19 protein-coding genes are annotated in these 23,460 nt (G+C 75.2%); 11 read left to right on the plus strand and 8 right to left on the minus strand.

Translation table 11 applies throughout. The features are described 5' to 3' along the window. The first annotated feature begins 23 nt into the window (after window positions 1-23). Window positions 24-2,501 (plus strand): HAD-IC family P-type ATPase, encoded by a 2,478-nt coding sequence (locus ACWCYY_RS21115; RefSeq protein ID WP_345283757.1) that lies wholly within the window; start codon window positions 24-26, stop codon window positions 2,499-2,501. Here the strand turns inward: ACWCYY_RS21115 and ACWCYY_RS21120 are convergent. From ACWCYY_RS21120 to ACWCYY_RS21130, 3 genes are all read right to left on the minus strand, one after another. After that, a complete protein-coding gene (locus ACWCYY_RS21120) occupies window positions 2,498-3,136 on the minus strand; it encodes a glyoxalase (RefSeq protein WP_449796915.1) in 639 nt (212 codons plus the stop codon). The two genes, ACWCYY_RS21115 and ACWCYY_RS21120, sit on opposite strands and share 4 nt — an antisense overlap. 62 nt (window positions 3,137-3,198) lie before the next feature. Beyond that, the gene (locus tag ACWCYY_RS21125; RefSeq protein ID WP_449796916.1) at window positions 3,199-6,489 is read right to left on the minus strand and encodes a sacsin N-terminal ATP-binding-like domain-containing protein; all 3,291 of its coding nucleotides are present in this window, start codon (window positions 6,487-6,489) and stop codon (window positions 3,199-3,201) included. 234 nt (window positions 6,490-6,723) lie between these two features. Continuing rightward, window positions 6,724-7,605 carry a DUF3027 domain-containing protein gene (locus ACWCYY_RS21130; RefSeq protein ID WP_345283752.1) on the minus strand — a complete coding sequence of 294 codons (882 nt, stop codon included), beginning with the start codon at window positions 7,603-7,605 and terminating at the stop codon, window positions 6,724-6,726. 331 nt (window positions 7,606-7,936) lie between these two features. Between ACWCYY_RS21130 and ACWCYY_RS21135 the strand changes: the two genes are divergently transcribed. From ACWCYY_RS21135 to ACWCYY_RS21150, 4 genes are all read left to right on the plus strand, one after another. After that, window positions 7,937-9,367 (plus strand): MFS transporter, encoded by a 1,431-nt coding sequence (locus ACWCYY_RS21135; protein WP_380149446.1) that lies wholly within the window; start codon window positions 7,937-7,939, stop codon window positions 9,365-9,367. Between the two features lie 95 nt (window positions 9,368-9,462). Continuing rightward, window positions 9,463-10,038, plus strand: coding sequence for a hypothetical protein (locus ACWCYY_RS21140; protein WP_449796917.1), 576 nt, complete (start codon window positions 9,463-9,465; stop codon window positions 10,036-10,038). Further along, window positions 10,035-10,790 carry a futalosine hydrolase gene (locus ACWCYY_RS21145; RefSeq protein WP_345283748.1) on the plus strand — a complete coding sequence of 252 codons (756 nt, stop codon included), beginning with the start codon at window positions 10,035-10,037 and terminating at the stop codon, window positions 10,788-10,790. The genes ACWCYY_RS21140 and ACWCYY_RS21145 overlap by 4 nt, the downstream gene beginning before the upstream one ends. Further along, window positions 10,787-11,629 carry a 1,4-dihydroxy-6-naphthoate synthase gene (locus ACWCYY_RS21150; RefSeq protein WP_449796918.1) on the plus strand — a complete coding sequence of 281 codons (843 nt, stop codon included), beginning with the start codon at window positions 10,787-10,789 and terminating at the stop codon, window positions 11,627-11,629. Before ACWCYY_RS21145 ends, ACWCYY_RS21150 begins: the two co-directional genes overlap by 4 nt. Window positions 11,630-11,651: 22 nt before the next feature. Here ACWCYY_RS21150 and ACWCYY_RS21155 read toward each other — a convergent pair whose 3' ends face one another. Further along, window positions 11,652-12,035, minus strand: a complete 384-nt coding sequence (locus ACWCYY_RS21155; protein ID WP_345283744.1) for a cold-shock protein — start codon at window positions 12,033-12,035, stop codon at window positions 11,652-11,654. Window positions 12,036-12,468: 433 nt separating this feature from the next. On the opposite strand from ACWCYY_RS21155, the gene ACWCYY_RS21160 reads away from it, so the two are divergent. Continuing rightward, window positions 12,469-12,696: a hypothetical protein gene (locus ACWCYY_RS21160; protein ID WP_345283742.1), complete on the plus strand. Its 228-nt coding sequence runs from the start codon at window positions 12,469-12,471 to the stop codon at window positions 12,694-12,696. A 10-nt stretch (window positions 12,697-12,706) separates the two neighbouring features. On the opposite strand, the gene ACWCYY_RS21165 is transcribed toward ACWCYY_RS21160, so the two are convergent. Further along, window positions 12,707-13,312 (minus strand): HAD family hydrolase, encoded by a 606-nt coding sequence (locus ACWCYY_RS21165; protein ID WP_345283740.1) that lies wholly within the window; start codon window positions 13,310-13,312, stop codon window positions 12,707-12,709. Between the two features lie 143 nt (window positions 13,313-13,455). On the opposite strand from ACWCYY_RS21165, the gene ACWCYY_RS21170 reads away from it, so the two are divergent. Beyond that, window positions 13,456-14,430, plus strand: coding sequence for an ABC transporter substrate-binding protein (locus ACWCYY_RS21170; RefSeq protein ID WP_449796919.1), 975 nt, complete (start codon window positions 13,456-13,458; stop codon window positions 14,428-14,430). A 257-nt stretch (window positions 14,431-14,687) separates the two neighbouring features. On the opposite strand, the gene ACWCYY_RS21175 is transcribed toward ACWCYY_RS21170, so the two are convergent. Then, window positions 14,688-15,521 (minus strand): hypothetical protein, encoded by an 834-nt coding sequence (locus ACWCYY_RS21175; protein WP_449796920.1) that lies wholly within the window; start codon window positions 15,519-15,521, stop codon window positions 14,688-14,690. Between the two features lie 162 nt (window positions 15,522-15,683). Here ACWCYY_RS21175 and ACWCYY_RS21180 point away from each other — a divergent pair, with 162 nt between their 5' ends. Together ACWCYY_RS21180 and pgeF are read left to right on the plus strand one after the other, a co-directional pair. Further along, window positions 15,684-18,191, plus strand: coding sequence for a helicase-associated domain-containing protein (locus ACWCYY_RS21180; RefSeq protein WP_449796921.1), 2,508 nt, complete (start codon window positions 15,684-15,686; stop codon window positions 18,189-18,191). A gap of 28 nt (window positions 18,192-18,219) precedes the next feature. Continuing rightward, window positions 18,220-18,939: a peptidoglycan editing factor PgeF gene (pgeF, locus tag ACWCYY_RS21185; RefSeq protein WP_345283732.1), complete on the plus strand. Its 720-nt coding sequence runs from the start codon at window positions 18,220-18,222 to the stop codon at window positions 18,937-18,939. Between the two features lies 1 nt (window position 18,940). Here the strand turns inward: pgeF and ACWCYY_RS21190 are convergent, their stop codons facing one another. Further along, the gene (locus tag ACWCYY_RS21190) at window positions 18,941-19,201 is read right to left on the minus strand and encodes a hypothetical protein (RefSeq protein ID WP_345283730.1); all 261 of its coding nucleotides are present in this window, start codon (window positions 19,199-19,201) and stop codon (window positions 18,941-18,943) included. Between the two features lie 96 nt (window positions 19,202-19,297). On the opposite strand from ACWCYY_RS21190, the gene ACWCYY_RS21195 reads away from it, so the two are divergent. Next, complete coding sequence (locus ACWCYY_RS21195; RefSeq protein WP_345283728.1) at window positions 19,298-20,935, plus strand: DNA repair helicase XPB; 1,638 nt, start codon at window positions 19,298-19,300, stop codon at window positions 20,933-20,935. Between the two features lie 15 nt (window positions 20,936-20,950). On the opposite strand, the gene ACWCYY_RS21200 is transcribed toward ACWCYY_RS21195, so the two are convergent. Further along, entirely contained in the window at window positions 20,951-21,094 is a 144-nt protein-coding gene (locus ACWCYY_RS21200) for a hypothetical protein (RefSeq protein ID WP_345283726.1), read from the minus strand. Between the two features lie 291 nt (window positions 21,095-21,385). Between ACWCYY_RS21200 and ACWCYY_RS21205 the strand changes: the two genes are divergently transcribed. Further along, window positions 21,386-23,458 (plus strand): HelD family protein, encoded by a 2,073-nt coding sequence (locus tag ACWCYY_RS21205; RefSeq protein ID WP_449796922.1) that lies wholly within the window; start codon window positions 21,386-21,388, stop codon window positions 23,456-23,458. Window positions 23,459-23,460: the final 2 nt, after the last annotated feature.

Here is a 23,460-nt window from a genome sequence, read left to right on the forward strand (position 1 = left end):
ATCGCCCACCTAGAGTCGGTCCCATGACCCATCCCGCGGAGAACACGGCGACCGACCCCGACGGGGACGCCCGGCCTGAAGGTGCGTCAGCGATCGGCGGCGGACCGGCCCGCCGGGGCGGGCTGAGCTCCGCCGAGGTCGCCGAACGGGTGGCCCGCGGTCAGGTCAACGACGTGCCGGTGCGCTCCAGCCGGTCCGTCAAGGAGATCGTCCGGGCCAACGTCTTCACCCGGTTCAACGCGATCATCGGGATCATGTTCGGCATCATCCTGGTGGTGGGGCCGATCCAGGACGGTCTGTTCGGCCTGGTCATCGTGGCCAACACGGCGATCGGCATCATCCAGGAGCTGCGCGCCAAGAAGACCCTCGACGGGCTGGCGCTGATCGGCGAGGCCAAGCCGCAGGTCCGCCGGGACGGCACCGCCCAGCAGGTCCCGGTGGCCGGGATCGTGCTGGACGACACCGTGCTGCTCGGCATCGGCGACAAGGTGATCGTCGACGGCGTGGTCACCGAGGCGGACGGCCTGGAGATCGACGAGTCGCTGCTCACCGGCGAGCCCGACCCGGTGCTCAAGCACCCCGGCGCCCAGGTGATGTCCGGCAGCTTCGTGGTCGCCGGGGCCGGCGCCTTCACCGCCACCAAGGTCGGCCGGGAGGCCTACGCGGCCCAGCTGGCCGAGGAGGCCAGCCGGTTCACCCTGGTCAAGTCGGAGCTGCGCAGCGGCATCGACTCCATCCTCAAGTTCATCACCTGGCTGCTGGTGCCGACCGCGATCGGCCTGATCGTCAGTCAGCTCGCGGTGGAGAAGAACGACTGGCGCGAGGCGGTCCGCCGGATGGTGGCCGGCATCGTGCCGATGGTCCCCGAGGGGCTGGTGCTGCTCACCTCGGTGGCCTTCGCCATCGGCGTGATCCGGCTCGGCCGCAAGCAGTGCCTGGTGCAGGAGCTGCCCGCGATCGAGGGGCTGGCCCGGGTGGACACCGTCTGCCTGGACAAGACCGGCACCCTCACCGAGGGCGGCATGGACGTGGTCGAGCTGCGCACCCTGGACGGTGCCGACCCGCACCTGAGCCCCGAGGCCCCGCTCGCCAACCACCTGCTGAACGACCCGGACGTGCTCCGGCAGGCGCTCGGCGCGATGGGCGGCGCGGACGCCCGGCCCAACCCCAGCATGCAGGCGGTCATCGACGCCTACGGCAACGGCGCGGGCGAGCGCTGGCGGGTGCTGGAGGCCGTTCCGTTCTCCTCCGCCCGCAAGTGGAGCGGGGTGCGGATGCTGGAGCCGGCCGGCACCGAGGCCAGCTGGCTGCTCGGCGCCCCGGACGTGCTGCTGCCCGCCGGGCACCCGGCGCTCACCGAGGTGGACGAGCTGGGATCGCGCGGACTGCGGGTGCTGCTGCTCGGCCGCAGCGAGAGCGCGCTGGACGAGGACCCGGCCGCCGCCCTGCAGCCGCTCGGCCTGGTGGTGCTCCAGCAGCGGCTGCGCGGCGACGCCGCCGACACCCTGCGGTACTTCGAGAGCCAGAAGGTCGAGGCCAAGGTCATCTCCGGCGACAGCGCCGTCTCGGTCGGCGCGGTCGCCGCCCACCTCGGACTCCCGGGCGCGGAGCGGCCGTTGGACGCCCGGACACTGCCGACCGACCCGGAGGAACTGGCCGAGGTCGCCGAGAACACCACCGTCTACGGCCGGGTGACGCCCCAGCAGAAACGCGAGCTGGTCGGCGCGATGCAGTCCCGCGGCCGCACCGTGGCGATGACCGGCGACGGCGTCAACGACGTCCTGGCGCTCAAGGACGCCGACATCGGCGTGGCGATGGGCTCCGGCAGCGAGGCCACCCGGGCGGTGGCCCAGATCGTGCTGCTGAACGACTCCTTCGCCACCCTGCCCTCGGTGGTGGCCGAGGGCCGCCGGGTGATCGGCAACATCGAGCGGGTGGCCAACCTCTTCCTGGTGAAGACGGTCTACTCGGTGCTGCTCGCCCTGCTGGTGGTCTTCACCCACGTGCCGTACCCGTTCCTGCCGCGGCACTCCACCGTGCTCTCCTCGCTGACCATCGGCATCCCGGCCTTCTTCCTGGCGCTGGCCCCCAACAACGAGCGGGCCAGGACCGGCTTCGTCCGCCGGGTGCTGCGGCTCGCCGTCCCGGGCGGGGCGATCGCCGGGACGGCCACCTTCACCGCCTACATGCTGGCCCGGGCCAACCACGCCACCGACCTCAAGGCCGACACCAGCGTGGCCACCCTGACCCTCTTCCTGGTCGCCATCTGGGTGCTGGCCATCGTGGCCCGCCCCTACACCTGGTGGCGGCTGGCCCTGATCGGCACCATGGGCGGCGCCTTCGCCCTCGTCCTGTGGGTGCCGTGGCTCTCCGACTTCTTCCAGCTCTCGCTGGCCGGCACCCGCGACCCGTGGATCGGCGTCGCCATCGCGGTGGCGGCCGGGCTGCTGCTGGAGGTGGTCTGGCGGGTGATCGTCAAGCGCACCGGCGAGGCGGGCTAGCCGCCGGCCAGTACGGAGGCGAGCTTCTCCTGTTCTCCCAACCGGCCTGCCAGGTCGGTGAGTTCGGCCACCGCGGCGGCCCGCGTCTCCGGCTCGGCCGCCGCCGCGTGCCGCCGGTAGGCCGAGCAGAGCGCCCGGAAGGCCGCCCGGTCGTCGTTCTTGAACTCGACCAGGATCCGGGCGTTGTCCAAGGCCTTTGCCAGGCCGGTGAGTTCGGACGATCCGCCGTACTCCAGCTCCATCGGCTCGTCCCGCTGGATGAAGATCAGCGAGTTGCCGGACGGGTCCACCAGGGTGAACCGGCTGGCGCCCTCCCGGTAGCGGGTGATCCGGGGCCGGCCGGTGGAGGGCACCCGGCCGTAGTGCGCCTTCAGCCCGGCCTTGAAATCCGCGTGGTACGGGGCCACCCGGTCGACGAACACCAGGCAGGCGCCGCCGTCCTCGGCGGCGGGGTCGTGGCCCACCGGCGGCTTGGCGTAGTGCAGGTGGACTCCGCCGCGCTCGAAGGCCAGGTAGAGGTAGGGGCGGGTCTGGCGGTACGTCACCTCGAAGCCGAGGGCTTCCAGGAACTCCACCGTCTCGTCGACGGCGGCACAGGGGAGGACGGGGACGGTCGTCTCGTTCGCGCTCGTCATGCCCGCGAAGCTAGCCGAACCGTCCCCCTCCGCGCACATGAAGGTTCGTGTGCGCACCCCTCTCACTCGTAGTCGCGCGCCGCCAGCAGCTCGTACGCGCGCTCCGGCTCGGTGAGCGCGGCCAGCACCTCGAAGCGGCGGTGCCACTGGCCGACCGACCAGGCCAGGCCGGCCGCCAGCCCCTCGGGGGTGGCGGCGTGCAGCAGACCGGGCACCGGCGGGACCTCGAACTCGTCGTCCTCGTCGCCGGCTTCGGCCTCCTCCGGGTCGTAGGGCAGCTCGGGCGCCTGGCCCGCGCCGTCCCAGCGCCAGGCCACCGCCGCCTCGCCGCCGTCCGGGCCGACCACCAGGAGCTCCTCGTGCTCCTCGTAGACGGCCGGGCAGCCGGGCAGCAACTCCCGCACCACCGGCGGGGTCCGGTGCAGGGTGCCCTCGGAGAGCACCCGGCCGCCGGCCACCTCGCTGGCCAGCGAGACGTGCAGCCGCTCGGCCAACTCCGGTGCCAGCGAAGGGTCCACCGGCAGCAGCGGGTGGTCGTGCAGCAGCTCCACCAAGTCCGGGGCGTCCGCCACCACCGCCTCGGTGGCGTCCACCAGCACGGTCTCGTCCGGGCGGCGGCCGGTCTCCGGATCCATCGGCGGCACGGCCCGCACGGTGTCCAGCGGCTCGATCCGCTCGGCCGCCACCGACGCCAACGCCGTGTGGATGCCGTGCAGCTGACGGTGGCTCACGAAGGAGGCCGGATCGGTCAGCCGGTCCAGCAGCTCCTCCGGACCGTGCGGCTCGGCCAGCAGCGCGGCCAGCGTGGTGCGCACCCCGAGCGCGTGCAGGAAGGTCTCGTCCAGCGTGGTGCGGGCCTCGTCGTACAGGCCCCGCAGCAGCGGGTCGGCCCCGGCCGCGCGCAGCCCGGCGGGCTCCCGGCCGTCCAGCACCGGGTGGTCGCGCAGCCACCAGGCGGTGTACGGCGGGAGGTCCACGTACCGGCCGTCCGGCAGCAGGGTCCGTACGGGGGTGACCACCGCGTCCCGGTACGGCGGGCGGGCCAGCAGGGCCAGCGCCTCGGGCCAGGCGGCGTCGTCCACCAGGTCCAGGTCGCGCACCGCGAGCAGCTCGGCGGCCACCGGCGGCACGCCCAACTCCCCGCTGTCGTCGGCATGCAGGGACTCCAGAGCGTCCTCGCACCACTCGGCCAGACCGTCCGGGGCCTCGTCCAGCAGGCCGGTCGGACGGCCACCCGCCGCGCGGTCGGCGGGGGCGGTCGGGTCGAGGCGCTCCAGGTCGTCCGGGTCGAGCACCACGTCCTCGGCCCGCACCAGCACGAAGGCGCTCAACGCGCCCGCCGCGGCCAGGACTTCGGGGCCCCAGCGCTCCAGCAGGTCCTCGTCCACGTACCCGGCGTCCTCCTCCCGGGCCAGCGCGGCGAGCGGGGAGTCGGGCAGGATCAGCTCACCGGCGCGGGACAGCTCGCCCTCGTCGTCCGGCAGCGCCAGCCGGGCCAGCCACGGGTGCTCGCCCGCGGTGGCCCCGGCCGCCTTCACCAGGGCCAGCACCGCGTCGGCCAGGTCCACCGCGGCCTCGAAGTCGTCCTCGCCGAGCTCCAGCGAACGGGCCACCGCGGCCCGCACCTCGGGGGTGTCCAGCACCCCGGCCGGGGTGGCCGTGCCCGCGCCGAGCTTGGCCAGCAGCGGGTGCGCGGCCTCCGGGTGGGCCAGTCGCAGGTCCAGCAGCCCGAGCGCCTCGGCCAGGCTCTCGGGGTAGCCCTCGTAGCCCTCCCAGTCGGACGGCTCCGAGGGCAGCAGCACCCGGCGCGGCCCGGTCACCGTCCGGCCGTCCGCCAGCGGCACCGGCAGCGCGCCCAGCGCCTCGGGATCGGCCCCGCCGAGCGCCGCGTAGAGGTTGCGCCACCAGGCCGGCTCGCGCTCCAGGCCGCCGAGCTGGTCGACCACCTCGGCCAGCGGCACCCGGCGCACCTCCAGCACCCGCAGCTCGGTCCGCCGCTCCAGGCCGGCCGGCAGCAGGCCCGGGAAGATCGGCGCCAGCGCCTCCACCACACTGCGGTCGGCACCCTCCAGCACCGTCGCGTCACGCGGGCGCAGCGCCGGGGTGCCCTCCTCCACCGGGGCCGGGTGCGGCAGGAACGGGGTGCCCGGCAGCCGCCGCAGGATCGCGGCGCGCAGCCCGTTGTCCAGCGCGCCCCCGCCCAGCGGGCCCGGCACCAGGCCGAGCGACCCGAGGTCCGCGCCGCGGGCCCGGAGCAGGTCCGCGTAGGCGTCGGCGGCCCGCTCGGTCAGGAAGTCGGTGAGCGGGCCGGGCGCGACGTGCCGGCGGGTGGAGTCCAACGGGTACCCGGCGATCAGCAGCGCCGGCACGCCGAGCGGCTCGTCGCTGGGCGTCGGCGCGTGCACCACCGGCGCGGTGGTCAGCGGCTGCGGGACGCCCGCCGCGTCCACCGGCACCGCCCAGGTCACCGACCAGAACGGGCGGGCCCGCTCCTCGGTCGGACGGTCCGTCAGCAGCTCGGCGGCCGTGGCGCCCGACAGGGTGACGGTCTGCCAGGTGGTGGTCCGGTCGCCGTCGGTCAGGGTGACGGTGCCGATACCCTCCGGCTGCTGCCCGTCGGCCTCCCTGGTCAGGCTGCGGACGCCCTCCGGCGTCTCCACGGTGACCTCGCCCAGACCGGGCAGGGTGAGCAGCAGCGCGTCGTCGATCCCGGCCAGCAGGCGGCGGGTCAGGTCCTCGGCGGCGGCGTCCCGCAGCGGCAGCACCACCACCGTGTCGTACCCGGACGGCGCAGCCCCCTCGGCCGGGAACGGCAGCCGCAGCAACGGGACGTGGCCCTCCCGGCGGCGCAGCTCCTCCGCCAGCTCGGGCCGGGCCTCGGTGAGCGCCTGCGCCTCCGCGAGGTCCCAGCGGACGCCGCCGTGCGAACCCAGCACCGCCGGCTCGTCGGTGACGGCCAGCACCGCCGAGAACCCGACGCCGAACCGGCCGACGGTCGGCGCCCCGTCCGAGCGCTTGGAGGAGGCCCGCAGGGTGGAGAGCGACTCCACCGCGGCGGCGTCCAGCGGGGCGCCGGTGTTGGCCGCGGCGAGCACGCCGTCCCGCAGCGTCAGCCGCAGCCGGCCGGGGCCGGTGCCGGCCCGGGCCGCCGCGTCGGCGGCGTTCTGCGCCAACTCCACGATCAGCCGGTCCCGGTAGCCGCCGAGCGCCAGCTCCTCCTCGGCGTTGGCGTCCTCCCGGAACCGGGCCGGGGCGTCCGTCCAGGCGTCCAGCACCCGGCGCCGCAGGGTGGCCGTGTCGAAGGGATCGGCCGCCTGACCGTCACTACCGCTGCCGATGATCCGAGGCTCCACTGCACTGCCGCCTTCCCCTGGACTGCTGAGGGAGGCATTCTCCCCCGCCGGGGAGGCGCGGCCGCACACGGAGCTGGCTACGCGCGGGAGAACGTGATGCCGGGGGCACGGGGAACTGCGCGCTTCGGGAGGCGGCTCACCTGCAACTGAACCATCGTCAGCCAGTTGCAGGTGCTGCCGTTCCCCCGCGCGCAGTTCCCCGCGCCCCTGCGGGGCGCAACCCGGTGCGGCCGGTCAGGAGTGGCCGAGCTCCTCGGTGGGGGCGTCGGGTTCGACGGAGCCGCTGGTGCGGTCGGGGTGGAGGTGGAGGGGTTCGACCTGGAGCTCGTCGAGGATGAGCTCGGCCGGGGCGGGCGGGGCCGGGATGACGGCCGCCTCGGAGTGGCCGCCGCAGCCGTAGGCGAGGGAGACGACCTGGCCGTCGGCGGGGCCGAACTCGTTGCCGCAGATGCCGAAGGCCTGCCCGAGCGAGCCGCCGATCGGGATCAGGAAGCCGCAGCTGGTGCAGTTCGCGGGGGCGGCCTGCGCCATCGGGGTCTGCGGGCCGTGGGCGGTCTCCCAGCGGTCGGCCGCCTGGTGCAGGCCGATCCGGGAGAGCACCCGGGAGCGGCCGAGGCCGAGCTCCTCGGCGAGCGCGCCGATGCTGCCGCGGGCGGGGGTGACCGCGCTGTCGGCGGCGGCGACCACCAGGTCCTCGGCGGCGTCGAGGGCGGCCACCGAGTTGGGGGCCGGCTCGTCCTCGCCCGTCCAGCCCGGCTCCAGCCGGAGGTCGTCCGCGTCGGTGGGCAGCAGGTCGCCCGGCCCCATGTCGCCGGGCCGCAGCCGCTCGCTCCACGGCACCCACTGCGGGGCGAGCACCGCGTCGGGGCCGGGCAGCAGCACGGTCTCGTCCAGGGTGACGTTCTTGGCGCGCGGGGCGCGGGCCACCGTCACGGCCCAGTGCCAGCCGCGGTAGGCCGCGTCCAGGCACTCGAAGGTGTGGGTGACGACCCGCTCGCCGTCGGCGCGGGCACCCAGGTGGGCCCCGACGCTCTCCTGGCCGACCGTCTCGACGGCGGACTGACGGGCGAGTTCGACGGCCTCGGCACAGAGCCGGTCGGGGGTACGGCTTCGCATCGCAGCACTCACGGCGTCGATTCTCTCCCAAGTTCGGTGGCCTGCGGCCCATTTGCCCACGGTCTGTCGGCGCCGCCCCGTACGGGTCGGCCTGCCGGGAGACCCGGCCGCACGGGCACCGTCACCCCTATTCTGCGCGACCCGCTTCCTTCCGGTGACCGGCCGCGCCGCCCACCGGGCAGTGCACGCGCGTAGTGCAGGCTACCCGCCGGTCGGCCACCCGGGACAGTCCGGCTCCGCGACCGGACCCGACGGAGCTCCGCGTCCGGACCCGACGGAGCCCCGTGGATCTCCGCGCCGTCCCGCGTCACCGGGCCCTTTCTCGGGCAGGATGGGCTGTGTGGCGGACGAGACCCCACCGATACCCGTCCCGCCGACCGGCGACGACGGGTCGCCGTCGGAGGGCGGCAGGACGCCGCCCCGACGCGGTCTGCTGCTGCGCGGCGCCTCCGCCGCCGGGTCCAGGACCGGCAAGGTGGTGCACGGCACCGGGCGGCGGATCCGCCGGGCCACCTCCGCCGAGGGCGCGGGCGAGTCGGGCCTGGCCAAGCTGATCGAGCTGCACGCCCTGAACTCCTTCGGCGACATGCTGATCGCCATCGCGCTGGCCTCCACCGTCTTCTTCTCGGTGCCGACCGGCGAGGCCCGCGGCCGGGTGGCCCTCTACCTGCTGGTCACCATGGCCCCGTTCGCGCTGCTGGCCCCGGTGATCGGGCCGCTGCTGGACCGGATGCCGCACGGCCGGCGGTCCGCGGTGGCGATGTCGATGCTGGCCCGGGCGGTGCTCTCGTGGACCATGGCCGGGCCGGTGATCAGCGGGAGCCTCACCCTCTACCCCGCCGCGCTCGGGGTGCTGGTCGCCTCCAAGGCGTACGGGGTGGTGCGCAGCGTGGTGGTGCCCCGCCTGCAGCCACCGGGCCTGTCCCTGGTGAAGGCCAACTCCCGGGTGACCCTGGCCGGGCTGATGGCCGGGATGCTGGGCGCCGGGGTGGGCGGGCTGCTCCACCTGATCGGACCGGCCTGGCCGCTGCGCGGGGCCTTCCTGGTCTTCGTGGCGGGCACCCTGATGGCCTTTCACCTCCCGCACCAGGTGGACTCGGCCAAGGGCGAGCAGCGGGCCGTGCTGCACACCCCCGAGCACGCCCCGGGCCGGGCCCGGCTGCGCACGGTCGGCCCCTCGGTGATCCTGGCGCTGCGCGCGGTCTCCTCGCTGCGGGCGCTGGTCGGATTCCTGGTGATGTTCCTGGCCTTCCTGCTGCGCAGCGATCCGGTGGCCGGGCTGCGGCCGACGGTGGCGATCGGCGTGGTGGCGGCCTGCGCCGGGCTGGGGAACGCGCTCGGTTCGGCGCTCGGGTCCTGGCTGCGCACCCGGCGCTCGGAGGCGATCGTCACCGTCGCGCTGCTGCTGGCCACCGCGGCGGCCTTCGCGGCGGCCCTCTGGTACGGGCTGCTGACGGTGGCCCTGGTCGCGGCCACCGCCGGGGCGGCCGCCTCGCTGGGCAAGCTGGCGCTGGACGCGCTGATCCAGCGGGACGTCCCGGAGGCGGTCCGGACCTCGGCGTTCGCCCGGTCGGAGACGCTGCTCCAGCTCAGCTGGGTGGCGGGCGGCGCGCTGGGCATCACCCTTCCGCTGGACGGCTCGCTCGGGCTGGGGGTGGCGGCCGCGCTGCTGACGGTCGCACTGCTCTGGACGCTCTGGTCGCTGCTGCGCCTGAAGGGGTCCTCGCCGCGCCCGTCGGCACGGCCGCGCTCGGTGGGCTGACGGTCCGGCAGACGGCGGCGCGTTCCTGATGTTGTGCTCGCCGTTCGGGCGACCCGGACGTTCGCGGGGAGGGTGTGGCCGGTAGTCTTCGGGCCATGAGCCTCAGCACCCGTGTCATCGCCGCCCTCGGCGCCGTGGTCGTGATCGGCGCCGGCACGGTCGGCGGTTCCATCGCCTACGCCTCCGGGAAGGACGAGCCGTCCGCCCCCAAGGCCACCCTGGTGGTCGGCCGCTCCTCGATCGAGGCCGCGCCGCTCTGCTACAACGACGGCAAGCCGCTGGACGAGGCCGCGCAGACCAAGTGCCAGGCCGCCGCCCTGAAGGCCAAGGCCAAGGGCGAGCTGCCGGTCTCGGACGTCACCGTCTCCGACAAGATCGGCGTCGGCGTCGACCCGGAGGTGGCCGAGAAGGGCTGGTTCGCCTTCACCGACGGCGGCCAGCAGCAGCGCGCCACCCTGTCGGCGACCCGCACCGGCTCCACCTACTCCGGCTCGCTGCCGGCCATCGGCCTGCTCGCCTCCGGCGAGAAGACCCTGGTCACCGTCGTCGAGGCGAACGAGAAGACCGGCGACATCCTGGGCGTCTGGTACTTCCAGCTCAAGAACAAGGACGCCGCGGGCGCCCCGGCCGGCGGCGGCGCCGAGCAGCCGGGCGCCGGCACCGAGCAGTGACGAGTCCTCAGGAAGACGGCGGCCAGCGGCCGGGAACCCCCCGGCTGCTGGTCGCCGTCGCCGTTGCGGCGGAGGCCGAGGCGGTGCTGCGCGGCCTGCGCGACGGCGCCCGGCCGATCCCCCTGGAGGGCCCCGCGGCCGCCGGGGAGCTGCGCCGCAGCGAACACGCGAGCGGCACCGAGGTGGACGTGCTGGTGGCCGGGGTCGGCCCGGTCGCGGCCGCCGTCTCGGTGGCCGCCGTGCTGGCCGCGCACCCGTACGACCTGGTGGTCTCGGCCGGGATCGCCGGCGGCTTCGCGCCCCGGGCCCCGATCGGCTCGACCGTGCTGGCCGAGGAGATCGTGGCCGGCGACCTGGGCGCCGAGACCCCGGAGGGCTTCCGCAGCGTCGCCGAGCTGGGCTTCGGCGCCGTCCGGCACGTGCCCCCGGCGGGCGCCGTCCGGCTGGCCGCCGACGCGCTGGACGCCGCCACCGGCACCGTGCTGACCGTCTCCACCGTGACCGGCACCGCCGAGCGGGCCGCCGCACTGACCGCCCGTCACCCGCACGCGGTGGCCGAGGCGATGGAGGGCCACGGGGTGGCCGAGGCCGCCGCCCGCTACGGGGTGCCGGTGCTGGAGCTGCGCACCGTCTCCAACGCGGTCGGCCCCCGGGACCGCGACGCCTGGCGGATCGGCGAGGCGCTCGGCGCCCTGGAGCGCGCCTTCCTGCACCTGCCGTACCGCGCCCTGATCGAGGAGGCCTCCCGGTGACCCTGCGCGTCGCGTACTCGCCCTGCCCGAACGACACCTTCGTCTTCCACGCCTGGGCCCACGGCCTGGTGCCGGGCGCCGAGGCGCCCGAGGTGACCTTCGCGGACATCGACGTGACCAACGGGATGGCCGAGCGCGGGGAGCTGGACCTGCTGAAGATCAGCTACGGCCAGCTGCCCTGGGTGCTGGACGAGTACGCCCTGCTGCCCTGCGGCGGGGCGCTGGGCCGGGGCTGCGGCCCGCTGGTGCTCACCTCCGGGGAGCTGACGCCGGAGCAGCTGACGGGCCGTACGGTGGCGGTGCCGAGCGAGCGCTCGACCGCCTACCTGCTGTTCCGCCTCTGGGCCGCGCAGGCGGTGCCCGGCGGCTTCGGCGAGATCGTGGTGCTGCCCTTCCACGAGATCATGCCCGCCGTCCGGGACGGCAAGGTGGACGCCGGCCTGGTGATCCACGAGGCCCGCTTCACGTACCGGAACTACGGGCTGCACAAGCTGGCCGACATGGGCGAGGCCTGGGAGCTGGCCACCGGCCTGCCGATCCCGCTGGGCGCCATCGTGGCCCGCCGCTCGCTCGGCGCGGAGCGGCTGGCGGAGCTGGCGGAACAGATCCGCACCTCGGTCCGGATGGCCTGGGAGGACCCGGAGGCCTCCCGGGAGTACGTGCTGGCGCACGCGCAGGAGATGGACCCGGCGGTGGCGGACCAGCACATCGGGCTCTACGTCAACGAGTTCACCGCCGACCTGGGCGAGGCCGGCTACGCGGCGGTGCGCGGCCTGCTCACCCGGGCCGCCGCCGAGGGGCTGGTGCCCGCCATCGGCCCGGGTGCGCTGGACTTCTGACCGCTGCTCGCGGGTCGGACGCCTACACGTCGAACTGGTCGGCCACCGCGCGCAGCAGCACGGCCAGCTTCTGGCCGGTCGGCTTGGCCGGGTAGCGGCCGTGCTGGAGGCCGGGCAGCACCGCGTCGAGGGTGGTGATCAGGTCCTGCACGATCGGGGCCATGTCGTCCGCGCTCTTGCGCTGGGCCGCGGCCACCGAGGGCAGCGCCTCCAGCAGCTGGACGGCCATGGCCTGGTCACCCCGGTGACCGGCCACCACGCCGAACTCGACCCGCTGCCCCGGCCGGAGCGCGGTCACCCCGGCGGGGAGCGCCTTGGTGTGGACGAACACGTCCCCGCCGTCGTCGCGCGACAGGAAGCCGAAGCCCTTCGTCTCGTTGAACCACTTCACCTGGCCGGTGGGCATCTCGAAAAGTCCTCATGTGGGTACGGGGAGGCCCCGGCGAACGCCGGGGTCCCTGGGTGGATGGCGGGCCGACCGCGCCGAACGCGTCAGGCGTGCCCGGTCAGCATGCTAATGATCCGTCAGCTGCTCAGCGGCGCGCAGCCGGTTTCCGGTACACGGCTCTGACGGTGACCACGCCGGGCCTGGCACGGCCAGGGCGCGACTCGGCGCTCTCCACTGGCGGACACCCCCGGTCGGGACGGCGGGGCGCCGGACCGGCCCCGTGCGAGTCCTGCATACCCGGCCCACCAGCGGCCCGAAACACTCCGTCCCCGAGGAACTCCGCTGGGTGACGGGCCGTCAGGTCGCGGACGACCCTCCCCCGCCCGGGGCCGAGCTCCGGCGGCTGCCACACTGGGGAGGTCCGCCGGCCGCACCCGTCGAGGAGTCCCCCGTGAACAGCAGCACCACCGAGCGCGGAGACGTGCTGGTCAAGACCGGCGCCGTCGTCTTCCTGATCGGCGCGGCGGCCACCCTGGCGACCTTCGTACCGCTCTTCCTCCACCTCACCCCGCTGCCGACGGCCGCCTACTGGATCTCGATGCTGATGCCGCTCGGCCTGGGCCTCGCCCTGACCGGCATGTTCCGCCAGGCCCGGGCGAAGCGGCCCGCGAAGTCCTAGCGGACGGCCCCTAGCCGAGGTGGGCGGCCAGCCACTCCGGGAAGGCCGTCAGGTCCTCCAGGACCACGTCCGCCCCGGCCGCGCCCAGCTCGGCCGCCGTGTACGGGCCGGTGGCGACGGCCACCGCCACCGCGCCGGCCGCCCGGGCGCCCCGGATGTCGCCGTAGTGGTCGCCGACGTAGACGCTCGCTCCGTGCTCGCGCAGCGCGTCGCCCTTGGTCTCGGCCCAGGTGTCGCCGACCAGCACGTCGACGGTCAGGCCGACGTGGTCCAGCTGGAGCCGGGCGTTGGGCTCGTACTTCCCGGTGACCACCGCCACCCGGCCGCCCGCCGCCCGGACCGCCGCCAGCGACTCGTTCGCGCCCGGCAGGACCAGGGTGCCGGGCAGCGCGTGCTCCCGGTACAGGCGGCGGTAGAGCGTGGCCGTCTCGGCGACCGCCTCGGCGGGGAACCAGTTGGCGATCTCCCGCTCCAGCGGCGGGCCGAGCCTGCTGACCACCAGGTCGCTGTCGATCGCCACGCCGGTCATCGCCGACAGGACGTCGTAGGTGGCCTTGATGCCCGGCCGCGTGTCCAGCAGCGTCATGTCGAGGTCGAACCCCACGGTGAGTGCCATGCCTCCACCCTAGGCACTGCCGTCGACCGCCCCGTGAACCGCCCGGCACGCTTGCGGACTGACGGCCTTTCACCGCCATCAATACCGGCAATTCGGACATAATCGGCTGCGACCCCCGCCGCCGCCCCGCCCGAGGTGCCCCGATGCCACGTCAGCTCACCCGCCGCGCCGCCCTCGCCGGGCTCGGCGCGGTCCTGCTGACCGGCTGCACCGACCAGCGGCCGGACACCCGCGCCACCGACCCCGTGATCGAGATCTCCCCCTCCCCCACCCCGTCCGTCACCGTGGACACCCCGAACGGCCCGGTCCAGGTGCCCGGCGGGCCGACCCGGCTGGTGGTCCTGGACACCGCGGAGCTCGACTCCGCCTTCACCCTCGGCATCCCCCCGCTCGCCGCCTCCCGCCCCGCGGCCGACCCCGGCCTTCCCGACTACTTCCCGGCCGCCTGGCTGGCACCCGTCCGCTCCGCCGGGACGGTCGGCAGCCCCGACTACGCGGCGATCCGGGCCGAACGCCCCGAGCTGCTGCTCGGCAACCAGACCCGGGACGCCGCCCACTACGAGGACCTGCGGGCCATCGGCCCCACCGTCCTCACCGCCACCACCGGGTACCCGTGGAAGGACAACTTCCGGGTGCACGCCCGCGCCCTCGGCCGCGAACAGCAGGCCGACGCCGTCACCGCCGAGTACGGGCGGCACATCGGCCGGGCCGCCCAGGCGATCGGCGCGGCGGGGAACGGCGGCGCCCGGATCAGCCTGGTCCGCTTCGTCGAGGGCTCGCCGACCGTCCGGCTCTACGGGCGGCAGAACTTCCCCGGCACCCTGCTCGCCGACCTCCGGCTCGGGCGGCCCCCGGAGCAGGACGTGGACGCCTTCGACGTGGAGGTGACGCCCGACCAGATCGGCCGGGCCGACGGCGACTTCCTGCTCTACGCCACCTACGGCGACCCCGCCCGGGCCGGCACCGACGCCGTCCTGGCCTCCCCCGCCTGGCAGTCCCTCGGCGCCGTCCGGGCCCACCGCGCCTTCCCCGTCGACGACCGCCTCTGGTACCAGGGCATCGGCTACACCGGCGCCAACCTGATCGTCGCCGAACTCCAACGCCTCCTCACCGGCTGACGCCGGATCCGTGTGGCAGGGGGCGCACCGCACCAGGTGGTGATCCCGGGGCGCGAGGCTCTGCTGATCTGCGGCTCCGCCGCGCGGGCGCGCACGGGCAGCAAGACCCGAGGGCTGGGCACGTGGTCACACCAGGGGCGCGAGGAACTGCGCGCGGGGGAACGGCAGCACCTGCAACTGGCTGACGTGCCCTCAGTTGCAGGTGAGCCGCCTTCCGACTCGCGCAGTTCCTCGCGCCCCCGGGGTGGCCTCCGGCGTCACGCCTCTGCCGCGGGCTTGCGGCGGCGCAGGGTGACCACCAGCAGGAAGACCGCCGTGAGGGCACCGGCCAGGCGCAGGACTCCCGGGGCGCCGTCCCAGACGGCGCGGCCCAGCTCCTCGGCCGGCGCCGGTTCGCCCCAGCGGCCCTGGGTGCGGCCCCACTGCCAGACCGAGGAGGCCGTCATGGTGCCCAGCGGGATCACCAGGGCGGCGAACTTGCGGGTGAGCGGGCCCAGGCGCGGGGCGATGTAGGCCAGCCCCCAGCCCGCGAGCAGGGCCAGCAGCTGCCCGGTGACGACTCCGGCGACCAGCACCGCGGCGGCCAGCAGCACCAGCGGCGAGGGCCGACGCCCCGTCAGGAACGAGCGTCGGGGGGCCGGAGAAGCCCCGGCACCGTCCGCATCGGCCGCCGCCGAGGGCTCCGGCTCCGCCGTCCGCTGCTCCGGGACCACCGGGGCGGGCGCGGCGGCCCGCTCGTCCGGGAAGTCGAAGACCACGCTGTCCCAGCCGGGGAAGTCCGCCGCGGACAGCGGCGGGCCACCGCGCTCGGCCCGGGCGATCAGGAAGGCGCTCTGCCCCGGCGGCACGGACGGCACGGACGGCACGGACGGCTCGGGGGACGCGGACGGCGCGGGCGGTTCCGAGGGACGCGGCGGCACCGCCGGAGGCGTCACCGGCGCGGCCGGCGCCGGCACCTCGGGCGCGTACACCGAATCGGACACCCCGTCAGGACCCGCCGCCCCGGCCGGCTCCCCGGCCGGCTCCCCCGAGCGCTGTCCGCCGAGCACCCGCCAGGGCCCGTCCACCCGCCACCACTCACCATCCGCCACACGGCAGACCGTACCCCCGGCACCACCGATCAGTCAGCGGGTCGGCCACCCGGTCGGGATTGTCCCCAGCCTGTGGACGGAGCCCGCCGCCGCACGGCCCCGCACCGGCCGTGCGACCGCCGTTTCTGTCCTCTTAACCCTGCGGCGACTAGTCTGGGTCGGATGACCGGTCAGCAGAGCAAGGCGCCCCGCACCCTCGCCGAAGAGCTGCGCGCCCGCAGCGACGAGGCGCTGGCCACGCTGCTGCACGCCCGCCCCGACCTGCTCAACCCGGTGCCCACCGACCTCACCCAGCTGTCCGCCCGGCTCTCCTCCCGGGCCTCCGCGCTGCGCGCGCTGGAGCGGCTGGACCGCTTCACCCTGCAGACGGCCGAGGCGCTGGCCGCCGCGCCCGACGGCTGCCCGGAGGCGACGCTCCGTCAGCTGCTGGCCGGCCCGGCCCGGGTGAAGCCGCATCCGGGCGCCGCCCCGGCCGACCGCGCCGCGATCACCGCCGCGCTGCCCGCGGCCCTGGAGACGCTGCGCTCCCAGGCCCTGCTCTGGGGCCCGGACTCGGCGCTGCGCCTGGTGATCGCGGTCCGCGAGGCCCTCGCCCCCTCCGCCGCCAACCCCGGCCGCACGGGCCTGGGCCCGACCCTGGCCGACGCCACCGCCGGGATGTCCCCGGCCCGGCTGCAGCAGCTGCTGCACGGCGCCGGGCTGCCGGCCACCCCCGATCCGGTCACCGCCGTGGCCGCGCTCACCGCGCTGCTCCAGGACCGCAAGCGCTGCACCGCCCTGCTGGAGCAGGCACCGGCCGGTGCGCTCGCCCTGCTGGAGAAGCTGGTCTGGGGGCCGCCCTCCGGCACCGTGCCGGACGCGGCCCGGCAGGTCACCGCCGAGGAGGCCCGCAGCCCGGTGGAGTGGCTGCTGGCCCGCGGCCTGCTGCTGCCGAGCAGCCCCGGATCGGTGGTGCTGCCACGGGAGTTGGCGCTGCACCTGCGCGGTGGCCGCAGCCACCGCGAGGTCGAGCCCGCCCCGCCGGTGCTCACTCCCACCGCCGAGCGCGATCCGCTGGCCGTGGACTCCACCGCCGCCGGGCAGGCGTACACCGCCGTGCGCACGGTCGAGGAGCTGCTGGAGGCCTGGGGCCTGCAGCCGCCGCCCACCCTGCGCGCCGGAGGCCTAGGCGTCCGGGACCTCAAGCGGGCCGCGCTGCTACTGGACTGCCCCGAGCCCACCGCCGCCTTCTGGCTCGAACTCGCCTACACCTCAGGCCTGTTGGCTCCTGACGGGGAGGCGGACGAGCGCTGGGCACCGACCCCCGCCTACGACCTCTGGCTCCAGCAGCCGACGCCCGAGCGCTGGGCCCTGCTGGCCCGCAGCTGGCTGGCCGCCACCCGGGTGGCCGGGCTGACCGGCACCCCCGACGGCAAGGGCAAGACCCGGGCCGCGCTCGGCCCCGAGCTGGACCGCACCCTGGCCCCCTCGGTGCGCCGGGCCGCCCTCACCGCGCTGGCCTCGCTGCCGCCCGGCTCGGCGGCCGACGCCGGGGCCCTGCTGCCGCTGCTGCGCTGGCAGCGCCCGCTGCGCGGCGGCCCGGCGGGCCCCGACGGCCGGGACTTCCGCGACCACCTGACCGAGTGGGCGCTCCAGGAGGCCGAGTCGCTCGGCGTCACCGGCCGGGGCGCGCTCGCCTCCCCCGCCCGCGCGCTGCTCACCGGGGCCGATCCGGAGCCCGTCCTGGAACCGCTGCTGCCGCAGCCGCTGGACCACGTCATCCTCCAGCCCGACCTGACCGCGATCGCCCCCGGCCCGCTGCTCACCCCGCTGGCCCAGGCGCTGGCGCTGTGCGCCGAGATCGAGTCCAAGGGCGGCGCCACCGTCTACCGCTTCACCACCGACTCGGTCCGCCGCGCCCTGGACGCCGGGCGGACGGCGGGCGACCTGCACGCCTTCCTGGCGCAGCACTCCCGCACCCCGGTGCCGCAGCCGCTGAGCTACCTGATCGACGACGTGGCCCGGCGGCACGGCGTGCTCCGGGTCGGCGCCGCCTCCTCCTACCTGCGCTGCGACGACCCCGGCCTGCTCGCCGAGGTGCTGGCCGACCGGCGGGCCGGGGAGCTCCGGCTGCGGCTGCTGGCCCCCACCGTGCTGGCCGCCCAGGCCGGGCCGGAGACACTGCTCTCGGTGCTCCGCTCGATGGGCTACGCCCCGACCGCCGAATCGGCCGAGGGCGACGTGCTGCTGACCCACCCCGACAGCCACCGCACCCCGCCGCGCTCCGCGCCCGTACCGGTGCCGGACGGCCCGCCGGTGCCGGACGAGGTGCTGCTCGCCGCCGCCGTCCGGGCCGTCCGGGCGGGGGACCTGGCCGCCACCGCCGTCCGCCGCGAGACCGTCGCGGGGCCGGCCGCGGACCGGCCGCAGACCGGTCCGGCCCGCACCGACCTGCGCCAACTCCCGCGCACCGCCGCGGCGGACACGCTGGCCGCGCTGCAGACCGCGGTGCTGCTGGGCGAGCGGATGTGGATCGGCTACGTCAACGCCGAGGGCCTGGCCTCCCAGCGGGTGGTCGACCCGGTCAAGGTCGAGGGCGGCTTCGTCACCGTGTACGACCACCTCAGCGACGAGGTGCGCACCTTCGCCCTGCACCGGATCACCGGCGTGGCCGAACTCGCCGACCAGTAGACCGCCCTCCAGCCCTAGGAGCCCAGCCATGGAGCAGCTCGCACCCGGTATCCGGTACGCCGTGATGGACCGTCACGGCGGGGTGAGCCGGGCCCCGTTCGACTCCCGCAACCTCGGCGGCCGCACCGCCGACGACCCGGAGAACGTCCGCCGCAACCGCGAGCTGACCGCCCGCGAGCTCGGCCTGGACCCGGCCCGGGTGGTGATGATGCGCCAGGTGCACGGCACCGAGGTCGCCTACGTCACCGAGCCCTACGACCCGCGCACCGCACCGCCGTTGGACGGCATCGTCACCGACCGGCCGGGCCTCGGCCTGGTCGCGCTGGCGGCCGACTGCGCGCCGGTGCTGATCGGCGACCCGGTCCGCCGCCTGGTCGGCGCCGCGCACTCCGGCCGGGCCGGGACGGTGGCGGGCATGGCGCCCGCGCTGGTCGCCGCGATGACGGCCCGCGGCAGCGAACCCGCCGACCTGGTCGCCCTGGTCGGCCCGCTCGCCTGCGGCCGCTGCTACGAGGTGCCGCAGGCGATGCAGGACGAGGCCTGCGAGGCGCTCCCCGAGCTGCGCTCGACCACCCGCCGGGGCACCCCCGCCCTGGACGTCCGGGCCGGCATCACCGCCCAGCTCACCCGGGCCGGGGTCGGGGAGATCCGGCACGACGACCGCTGCACCATCGAGGACGAGGACTTCTTCTCGCACCGCCGGGAGCAGGAGACCGGCCGGTTCGCCGCCTACGTCTGGCTCGACTGACCTACTTCTGCTGCTGCTTCTTCGCAGCCTCTTCCTGCTGCTGCTTCTTCGCCTGCTCCATCAGCGTCTCCGGGTCCGGCGGGGTCGGGTCGACACCGGTCAGCAGCTCGGCCCCGGTGAACGCCACCAGCCCGAACACCCCGCCGGCCTTGGAGACGTCCGGCATCCCGGCGGGCGCCGCCGCCGAGGCGGGAGCGGCGGCGGCGGCCAGCGCGGCCCCGGAGAGCGCGACGGCGGCGAACAGACGATTCGTCTTCTTCATGCCCTGCCCAACGACGGTTCCGGGCACCCGTCACCCTTTTCCACCCGCATGCGGGACACTGGAAGGTCTGCGCCCGAGAACCGGAGGACTTCCCGCGTGAACGACGGACCGCTCATCGTCCAGAGCGACAAGACGCTGCTGCTGGAGATCGACCACCCGAAGGCCGCCGACTGCCGACGGGCCATCGCGCCGTTCGCGGAGCTCGAGCGGGCGCCGGAGCACGTGCACACCTACCGGGTGACGCCGCTCGGCCTGTGGAACGCGCGGGCCGCCGGGCACGACGCCGAGCAGGTGGTGGACGCCCTGGTGAACTACTCGCGCTACCCGGTGCCGCACGCCCTGCTGGTGGACGTGGCCGACACCATGGCCCGGTACGGGCGGCTGCAGCTGTCCAAGCACCCGGTGCACGGCCTGGTGCTGACCACCACCGACCGGCCGGTGCTGGAGGAGGTGCTGCGGTCGAAGAAGATCGTGCCGCTGGTCGGCCAGCGGATCGACCCGGACACCGTGGTCGTGCACCCCTCGGAGCGCGGCCAGATCAAGCAGGTGCTGCTGAAGCTGGGCTGGCCGGCCGAGGACCACGCCGGGTACGTGGACGGCGAGGCGCACCCGATCGAGCTGGACCAGGACGGCTGGCAGCTGCGGCCGTACCAGCAGCAGGCGGTGGAGGGCTTCTGGCACGGCGGCAGCGGCGTCGTGGTGCTGCCCTGCGGCGCGGGCAAGACGCTGGTGGGCGCGGCGGCGATGGCCGAGGCCAAGTCGACCACGCTGATCCTGGTGACCAACACCGTCTCGGCCCGGCAGTGGAAGCACGAGCTGGTGAAGCGCACCTCGCTGACCGAGGACGAGATCGGCGAGTACAGCGGGACGAAGAAGGAGATCCGCCCGGTCACCATCGCCACGTACCAGGTGATGACGACCAAGCGGAAGGGCGTGTACGCGCACCTGGAGCTGTTCGACGCGCGGAACTGGGGCCTGGTGGTCTACGACGAGGTGCACCTGCTGCCCGCGCCGGTCTTCAAGTTCACCGCCGACCTGCAGGCCCGGCGCCGGCTCGGGCTGACCGCCACCCTGGTCCGCGAGGACGGCCGGGAGGGCGACGTGTTCTCGCTGATCGGGCCGAAGCGCTTCGACGCCCCGTGGAAGGAGATCGAGGCGCAGGGCTACATCGCCCCGGCCGACTGCTGCGAGGTCCGGGTGACGCTCACCGACTCGGAGCGGCTGGCGTACGCGACCGCCGAGCCCGAGGAGCGGTACCGCTTCTGCGCCACCACCGCGACCAAGCGGCGGGTGGTGGAGGCGCTGGTCAAGAAGCACGAGAAGGACCAGACCCTGATCATCGGTCAGTACATCGACCAGCTGGACGAGTTGGGCGAGGTGCTCGGGGCGCCGGTGATCAAGGGCGAGACCAGCAACGCGCAGCGGGAGAAGCTGTTCGACGCGTTCCGGTCCAAGGAGATCAGCGTGCTGGTGGTCTCCAAGGTGGCCAACTTCTCCATCGACCTGCCGGAGGCGACCGTCGCCATCCAGGTCTCCGGGACCTTCGGCTCCCGGCAGGAGGAGGCCCAGCGGCTGGGCCGGGTGCTGCGGCCGAAGGCGGACGGGCACTCCGCGCACTTCTACTCGGTGGTGGCGCGGGACACCGTGGACCAGGACTTCGCGGCGCACCGCCAGCGCTTCCTGGCCGAGCAGGGCTACGCGTACCGGATCGTGGACGCGGACGACGTGCTCTGAGGCTCTGACCGGTCGTCAGTACTTGACGCCGTCGCGGCCGAGGAAGACCACGCGGGCGGCGGTGTCGAGGGCGATCCCGACGTTGCGGACGGCCGCGGCGAACGGGCTGCGGCGGCGGCCGGGGGCGACGGGGCGGTGGGTGTGCCGGGTGCTGTTCATGCCTCCACGGTAGGGACCGCCCGGCGCCCCGGGCGTCAGCCCGCAGGGCGCTCCGCTCTCGTCCTTCCGGCGTACCGGCCCCCGACCTCGGGGGGACCGGGCTCCGGGTGAACCCCGAGCAAATGATTGGCATCGCGGCCGGGGGCGGGTCTAGGATCTCCGGTCTTGCCCCCTCCCGAACCGTGGTGCCGTCGTCGCGGCAGCCGTGGGAGCCCGTCCCGGTCGGAAACCGGGCGGCCCACCGTGAGCCAACGACGATCCGCCACCACGAGGTGGCCGGGAAGGTTTGCCGTGCACACCGCCGCTTCTCCCGGGGCCGCTCCCCTCGGGGCCGATCCGCTCCAGCTCGAACGCGACCACCTGGCCTCCTCCCGCGCGGCCCTGCGCGCGATGCGCGAGGACGCCGAATCGCTGGACCTGCGGGACGTGACGGGGACCTGGGTCTCCGCCGCGGTCCTCCAGCGCCAGGTGGAGCAGCGCATCGCCGCGCTCGCCGACATGGCGCACACCCCGCTGTTCTTCGGCCGCCTGGACTACCTGCACGCGATCAGCGAGGAGCTGGCCGAGGGCGGCAAGGGCGAGCGCTTCTACATCGGGCGCCGGCACGTGCACGACGCCGGGGGCGACCCGATGGTGATCGACTGGCGCGCGCCGGTCTCCCAGCCCTTCTACCGGGCCAGCCGCACCGAGCCGCTGGACGTCGAGAAGCGCCGCCGGTTCGGTTACACCGGCGGGGAGTTGACCGCCTACGAGGACGAGAACCTGTCCGACCCGGCGGAGACCGACACCGCCTCCGCCCTGCTCGCGGCCGAGATCGAGAAGCCCCGCGTCGGCCCGATGCGCGACATCGTGGCCACCATCCAGCCCGAGCAGGACGAGATCGTCCGGGCCGAGATCGGCGGCACCATCTGCGTCCAGGGGGCGCCCGGCACCGGGAAGACCGCCGTCGGCCTGCACCGGGTGGCGTACCTGCTCTACGCGCACCGCGAGCGCCTCGCCAAGTCCGGCACCCTGGTGGTCGGGCCGAACAGCTCCTTCCTGCACTACATCGAGCAGGTCCTGCCCGCCCTGGGCGAGTTGGACGTCGCCCAGGCCACCGTGCAGGAGCTGGTGAAGCACGTCGAGGTGCGCGGCGAGGACTCCGCCGAGGCGGCCTCGGTCAAGGGCGACGCCCGGATGGCCGAGGTGCTGCGGCGGGCCGTGCGCTCCGGCATCACCCTGCCCACCGAGCCGCTGGTGGTGCAGCGCGGCTCCCGGCGCTGGCGGCTGCCGACGTACGAACTGGCGGAGATCGTCGAGGAGTTGACCGGCCGGGAGATCCGCTACGGGGCGGCCGGCGAGGCGCTGCCGCAGCGGATCGCGCACGCGGTGCTGCTCAAGATGGAGCAGGGCGGCGAGGCCCCCGACGACCGGGTGCAGGACGCGGTGGCCCGCAACCCGCAGGTGAAGGCGGCGGTCAAGGCCTGCTGGCCCCCGGTGGACCCGGCCAAGCTGGTGCACCGGCTGCTCTCCGACGCCGCCTTCCTGGCCGCCTGCGCGGAGGGGATCCTCACCGAGGAGGAGCAGGCGGTGGTGCTCTGGCCCAAGCCGGGACGCTCGGTGCGGACCGCCCCGTGGACCGCCGCCGACGCGGTGCTGGTCGACGAGACCACCGACCTGGTGCGGCGCACCCCCTCGCTCGGCCACGTGGTGCTGGACGAGGCGCAGGACCTCTCCCCCATGCAGTACCGGGCGGTCGGGCGCCGCTGCTCCACCGGCTCGGCCACCGTGCTGGGGGACCTCGCGCAGGGCACCACCCCCTGGGCGACCGGGAGTTGGGCCGAGGCCCTGCACCACCTGGGCAAGGAGGGCGCCCACGTGGAGGAGCTCACCAAGGGCTTCCGGGTGCCGGAGGAGGTCATCGCCTACGCCTCCCGGCTGCTGCCCGCCATCGCCCCCGGCCTGGCCCCCGCCACCTCGGTCCGCGACGCCCCCGGCTCGCTGACCATCGCCCGGGTCTCCCCCGAGGCGCTGGACCCCGCCGTGGTCGAGGCCTGCCGGGCCGCCCTGGAACGGGAGGGATCCACCGGCCTGATCGCCGCCGACGCCCGGATCGACGCCCTCGGCGAGCTGCTCACCGAGGCCGGCCTCCCCTTCCTCGACCCCGGCACCGAGACCAGCGCCGAGGCCCGCCTCACCCTCGTCCCGGCCTCGCTGGCCAAGGGCCTGGAGTACGACTACGTGGTCCTGGAGGAGCCCGCCGCCGTGGTGGCCGGCGAGCCCGACCTGCGCACCGGGCTGCGCCGCCTGTACGTCGCGCTCACCCGCGCCGTCTCCGGGCTCGCGGTGGTGCACGCCGAACCGCTGCCGGCCGAACTCGGCTGAGG

The organism is Kitasatospora sp. NPDC001664, from assembly GCF_053596675.1.